Annotated in this window: 5 protein-coding genes and 2 pseudogenes; 2 read left to right on the top strand and 5 right to left on the bottom strand. The window is 40.6% G+C overall.

What is annotated here, in order from left to right; genetic code table 11:
* Positions 1–242: 242 nt before the first annotated feature.
* From argE to ACE01T_RS17050, 4 genes are read right to left on the bottom strand one after another with little or no spacing between them, the layout of a single operon-like run.
* Complete coding sequence (gene argE, locus ACE01T_RS17065) at positions 243–1,379, bottom strand: acetylornithine deacetylase (RefSeq protein ID WP_395519750.1); 1,137 nt, start codon at positions 1,377–1,379, stop codon at positions 243–245.
* 3 nt (positions 1,380–1,382) lie between these two features.
* Positions 1,383–2,363 carry a LysR family transcriptional regulator gene (locus ACE01T_RS17060; RefSeq protein WP_395519749.1) on the bottom strand — a complete coding sequence of 327 codons (981 nt, stop codon included), beginning with the start codon at positions 2,361–2,363 and terminating at the stop codon, positions 1,383–1,385.
* Positions 2,364–2,395: 32 nt separating this feature from the next.
* Positions 2,396–3,067, bottom strand: a complete 672-nt coding sequence (locus tag ACE01T_RS17055) for a DUF1028 domain-containing protein (protein ID WP_395519748.1) — start codon at positions 3,065–3,067, stop codon at positions 2,396–2,398.
* A gap of 22 nt (positions 3,068–3,089) precedes the next feature.
* Positions 3,090–3,503: a RidA family protein gene (locus tag ACE01T_RS17050; RefSeq protein WP_395519747.1), complete on the bottom strand. Its 414-nt coding sequence runs from the start codon at positions 3,501–3,503 to the stop codon at positions 3,090–3,092.
* 155 nt (positions 3,504–3,658) lie between these two features.
* Here ACE01T_RS17050 and ACE01T_RS17045 point away from each other — a divergent pair.
* A pseudogene (locus ACE01T_RS17045) lies at positions 3,659–4,581 on the top strand (IS5 family transposase).
* A 67-nt stretch (positions 4,582–4,648) separates the two neighbouring features.
* On the opposite strand, the pseudogene ACE01T_RS17040 reads toward ACE01T_RS17045, so the two are convergent.
* Positions 4,649–5,038, bottom strand: a pseudogene (locus tag ACE01T_RS17040) (hypothetical protein); the annotation flags it as partial.
* A 59-nt stretch (positions 5,039–5,097) separates the two neighbouring features.
* On the opposite strand from ACE01T_RS17040, the gene ACE01T_RS17035 reads away from it, so the two are divergent.
* Positions 5,098–5,676: IS5 family transposase (locus ACE01T_RS17035; protein ID WP_395519746.1), on the top strand; the 579-nt coding region annotated here is incomplete at its 3' end.

The following is a 5,676-nucleotide window of genomic DNA, read 5'->3' as shown; positions in this document are numbered from 1 at the left end:
AGGTACACCAACCAAGCGCTGGAATTCAGAATCTGAAAAACGATTTAATTTCTGATATTTCATGAAATCTATATTGAGGCAGTTTTTACTTTCGCAAGAGGTCTATTAAGCAATAAAAAAGGCCGATCTAATAAATCAGCCTTTTAAAAAAATACATGCACATTAATTAAAATACAAATGCATTAATACTTATACACGAATCAATATTAATTTCAATGATTAATCATATAAAAACTTATAATTTAGCATTTAATACTCATTAATAATTTATCCAGGAAAATATCACATTGATTTAACTGCTCAATAGCCACATATTCATTCGGTTTATGCGCAACCGCAATATCTCCCGGGCCACACACCACCACCGGACAATTCAACACCCCTTGAAATAATCCACCTTCGGTACCGAATGAAATATTGCCTATAGTCGTATCGTCCGGTAGCAATTCTTGAATAAATTGCACCGCTTCAATGGTAGAAGACGTTTTTAAACCCGGATATTGGTTCACTTCCTCTATATCGATATGTTGATTAAACTCTTGTTCAATGCCTGCAATAATCTGGTTTTGAATCGCCTGACTATTGTCCTGTGCCAAATGGCGGATTTCATAATCTACCACGCACATATTCGGAACAATATTGAGCGCTGTACCACCGGCAATTTTTCCTACATGCACCGTGCTATAGGGAATATCATAACCTGGATCTTGATGACCCTGCATTCTTAAAACGTTTTGCACGTGTTGCAAGGATTCAACCAACTTGCTTGCCACATGAATCGCATTGACAAATTTCGGCGCCAAAGCCGAGTGCCCTTCTTCACCGCAGCATTTTGCCCGAAAAACAGTTTTCCCTTTATGTGCCAAAGCCAGCTGCATCATGGTCGGCTCCCCAACCACACACATGATCGGAGATACAATGGTCGATGCCAGCTGATCTAAAATACCGCGAACCCCGATACAACCAATTTCTTCATCATAAGAAATACATAAATGTAGCGGACGTTTCAGTTCGAGTGTCGAAGCTTTGAGCATGGTCATGACAGCACAGGCCAAAAAGCCTTTCATATCTGCCGTACCACGACCATAAATATTGCCCCCTTTTTGCACCGCTTCAAATGCAGGCGCATCCCATTGCTGGCCCTCCACAGGAACCACATCTGAATGTCCTGAAAGCAGAATTCCTGCCTGATCGATCGGTCCAACAGTGGCAAGTAAATTGGCTTTACTTTGTTCGGCATTAAAGTTTAAATCGACCTGAATTTGATATTGTTCAAACAATGCCTTGATGTACAAAATCAAATCTAAATTACTTTTATACGATGTGGTATCAAATGCGATCAGTTTATATAAAAGCCCTACACTGCTGAGATCATTCATTGATTAAACCTCTGCGGCAACGCGTTTCATTTTGACATGCGGGTCAAAGAAATATGCATCGCCCATTCCTGGAATATATTGATTAGATAAAAAGGCACGACAACGGCTGATGAAGGCTTGGGAAACTGTATTTAAATTGGCATTTTTGGCAGTCGCCAAGCCAATTTTCATAGGACGATGTTCCCCTGCAATGCGGATACGCACCAGACGTTTACCATCGAGTGAATAATTGTTTTTTGGGCGCACATTTAAAATGGTATAGCCCAAATTATTTGCCACCATTGAACGCACGACATCGACATGACGTGAAGAATGCGCCACCTGTGGACTTAATTTATGATTACGGAATAAAGAAATAAAATAATCATTGCTGTATGGCATATCGAGCAACACCATAGGATGCTCCGCCAATTCTTCCAAAGTTACTGCTACATTCTTTGCCAGAGGATGGGCTTCACTGACCAACACATGCGGCGGTAAAACCGCCAAAGATTCGAAATTTATTAAATCCTGATCAATATTAAGATCATAAGTCAGTACTACATCCAGTTCATTACGCACCAGACTATTCAGCAGAACTTGTTGGTCTTCCTCACACAGATCCAGATTGACGTTTTTATACAGGTTGGTAAAACCGTGAATAATTTCCGCATAAATCATCGGTGAAAATGCAGTAAAGCAACCAAGTTTTAAAGGTCCACGAATGGAGCCTGAAAAATCAGCCGCCAGGGAATACAGGCTGCTGGCCTGACTTAAAATAAATTTGCATTCCTGCATGACCTTGTCACCAATACTAGTCAAGATCAACCCTTTGGCATGCTGACGAATAAATAATTGGACTTGTAACTCAGATTCAATATGAGCAATTGCTGCTGAAATAGACGGCGAAGAAACGTGTATTTTCTCCGAAGCAATAATGATGCTACCGCTTTCAGCTGTAGCAACAAAGTATTGCATTTGGCGTAATGATATTCTGTTGAGCACTATTTCATCCTGATTAAACACCCAGCTGAAGATTATTCATTACCCGGTACACCATAGCTTGGGGAGCTGGATGGATTTAAAGCCCGGACAACATAATCCTCTACCTGAGGTTCATAAACTTTCCAAAGCTGATAAAGGTCTTCAATTGGAGTATCCGACCAATCAACACGTAAATTAATCACAGGCCATTCCAGTTTATCCACTACGAGAACACCTGCAGAATAAACTGGTCCAGCTTCGCCACCAGCTTCTAAACCTGCTTGCAAAGCAAACAATAGTCGTTCTGCCAGGCTTCCATCCGCTTGCTGAAATGCATCAACCATTGCTTTCGGAACGTATTCATTTGCAAGAAGATTTCCTGCACCAACCGCATGCTCACCTACGCACTGTGAATGAACACCCAAGGTATGCTTGCCACTAAATGCAGCAGGTTTCTCGTCAGAATTGATGACCGTTAACTGTCTATACTCAATAAAGTCGGTATTTTTGACCAATTCCGCGATGGATTCTTCTGGTGCCAGATCATATTTGGTCATATCTAGCAAAATGTTTGCCAAGTATGGATCGGTAATGTTCTGAGATGTAGCAACACCTACCCCCGCTTTGGCTTGAATGCACCGTGCTGCAACAGCTGGAGAGGAGGAGCTGATTGCTCCTCCAAATTGCCCCGTTTTATGACAACGGGCAATAATAGAAAATGTCATAGGCAGTTATCCTTTTATAAAATTATTCAGGAATGACTGCTGTTGCATCAATTTCGACCAACCATTCAGGTCGAGCTAGTGCAGAAACCACAATACCTGTTGAAACTGGGAAAACACCTTTCAGCCATTTACCCACTACACGGTAAACTTCTTCACGGTAACGTGGGTCAATGATGTAGATGGTAATTTTACAGATGTCTTCTAATTCACCGCCTGCTTCTTCCAGTAGCATCTTAATGTTGTACATGGCCTGTTCTGCTTGGCCTGCTGCATCGCCGATACATACACTTTCAGAGGTATCCAGATTTTGACCAATTTGCCCGCGTAGGAATACTGTACTGCCACGTGCGACAACCGCCTGGCATAAATCATTATCTAAATTTTGTTCTGGATAAGTCGCTTTTGTATTAAAAGTTCTAATGCGTGTATGTTTCATTTGAGTTGTCCTCTGTTTGGTACAATCTCAGTATGAATCAATCATTTATTAAGGCAATTTCCATTTTCCTTCCTAGTAATTCAAGTTTTCCTTATTAAAATGACTTTATTGCATAAACCTATGCTTGAAGGCTTATTCCGCAATATAATTTCTAAATGAAGAAGCCCGCACCTAAACCCTATCGTACAACGATTTGGTCCGCTTACAACCCAGCATTAATAAATTGAGGAAATATCTCGATTTGGTTTGATCCTACGACTCAATGGTATGCTCACCCACAAGGAAAACACGGACGAAATCAAACCTATTCTGATGCAGCTATCCAATGCTGTTTAATGATCAAATCGCTATTTCGACTCTTTTTACGCATCGTCACAGGCTTTGTTCAAAGTCTAATTAAGCTGAGTGGCTAAGATTGGACTGTACCAGACTATTCGACACTGTGTAGAAGACAAAAGCATATCGATTAACTATCAAAAAAATAATGATGGACTACATCCACTCGTAGACCAAACTGGCATGAAATTTTAGGTGAAGGTGAATGGAAGCGTAAGAAACATCAGCCTGATTATCGTCGTCAATGGCGTAAACTTCACATTGCTATAGATGCTGAAAGACTGCAAATACGTGCTTTTCAGCTTACGTCAAATAATGTCAGTGATTAACAAGCACTTGGTGATTTACTAGATCAAATCCCATTAGATAAACGAAGAGTTTCCGTATATACCGATAATGTTTAGAGACAAAAAAATGCAGTCAAATCACTTCGGATCAGCAAGCGCATGCGGTGATTCCACCCAGAAAAAATGCCATGCCATGGAACGATTGTAAGGTCAGCTCAATAAAACGAAATGAGTTACTTCAAACGATTAAAAATTTAGGCAGTACCATATGGAAAAAATGGTCGGGTTATTATCTAAGGAGTTTGGTGGAAACTAAGATGCACTGCATCAAATTACTCGGCGATAAGCTCAGTGCTAAGAACTTTCAAAGCCAAGTAAATGAGGTTCATGCACGTGTGGCAGTATTAAATAAATTTATTGAATTAGGCCGACCTAACACCCTAATTGCTACTTAAATTTGGTAGGACTAAATTAAATCGGCCTTTACAGTCTTTTGCAACAAAGCCACGCTAATCTAAGAAGTTAAAAACTAAAACCAATATTTAAATTAACACGGTACATACACTTTTCGCTGTTTTCAGACGTGGCTGAGCTAAAGCCTGTCCCATTGGTTCCACCACCAATAATATTGGCATTTTTCCCCCAAGTGTAATCGGCCCAAACCATAAATGGTGACGCTATAAACATTGCACCTGTGGTATTCATTTGCGATGCAGCCCAGTCACTGCGCTCTTTGTCTAAGTAACTGTAGTCATTATAAAAACGAATGGCTTTTAATTTCCCCGTATTTTGCACTGGCAAAGTATAGGCAATGTTTAAACTTGAAACTGTCCCTTCTGATGCAATGAAATACGCTGGAGTTAAACCATTTGCGCCCATCAATGTCATATCGCCATTTACGCCTTCAGGATTTTCAGGGCTTTGTTGCACAAACCTATCTGTAACGGCTTTTTCAGCGATATAATTTTCAAATGAAGAAGCCTACACAGAAAATCTACCGCACAACCAATTGGCCCGCATATAACCGAGCACTCATGAGTCGCGGAAATATTGCCATTTGGTTTGATCCTGCTACGCAATGGTATGCGCCATCAAAAGGCAAACAAGGGCGAAATCAAACCTACTCCGACGCAGCCATCCAATGCTGCTTAATGATTAAATCCTTATTTCGTCTGTCTTTACGTATGGTTACTGGCTTTGTGCAAAGTCTGATTAAACTTTGCGGATTAAATTGGATAGCTCCAGATTACACCACGCTTTGTAGAAGACAAAAGCATATTGATATTGTAATCAGCTACCAAAAAAGTAGCGATGGGCTGCATCTACTCATGGACTCTACAGGCATGAAGTTTCTAGGTGAGGGCGAATGGAAACGCAAGAAACATGGACCTGAATATCGTCGCCAATGGCGTAAACTACATATTGGTATAGATGCCAAAACCCTGCAAATACGAGCAGTTCAGCTTACAACCAATAATGTCAGTGATTCACAGGTGCTTGGTGATTTACTTAATCAGATTCCACAAGATGAGCGGATTGACTCTGTTTAT

It is taken from the genome of Acinetobacter uliginosus (assembly GCF_044130295.1).
In the GTDB taxonomy this organism is placed as follows: Bacteria; Pseudomonadota; Gammaproteobacteria; order Pseudomonadales; family Moraxellaceae; genus Acinetobacter.
Note: the sequence above shows the minus strand (reverse complement) of the source record. Positions and strands in the feature narration are given on the sequence as shown.

Excerpts from the sequence above, each read along its gene's own strand:
- argE (WP_395519750.1), bottom strand. The coding sequence starts at position 1,379 with ATGAATGATCTCAGCAGTGTAGGGCTTTTATATAAACTGATCGCATTT.
- ACE01T_RS17055 (WP_395519748.1), bottom strand. The coding sequence starts at position 3,067 with ATGACATTTTCTATTATTGCCCGTTGTCATAAAACGGGGCAATTTGGA.
- ACE01T_RS17050 (WP_395519747.1), bottom strand. The coding sequence starts at position 3,503 with ATGAAACATACACGCATTAGAACTTTTAATACAAAAGCGACTTATCCA.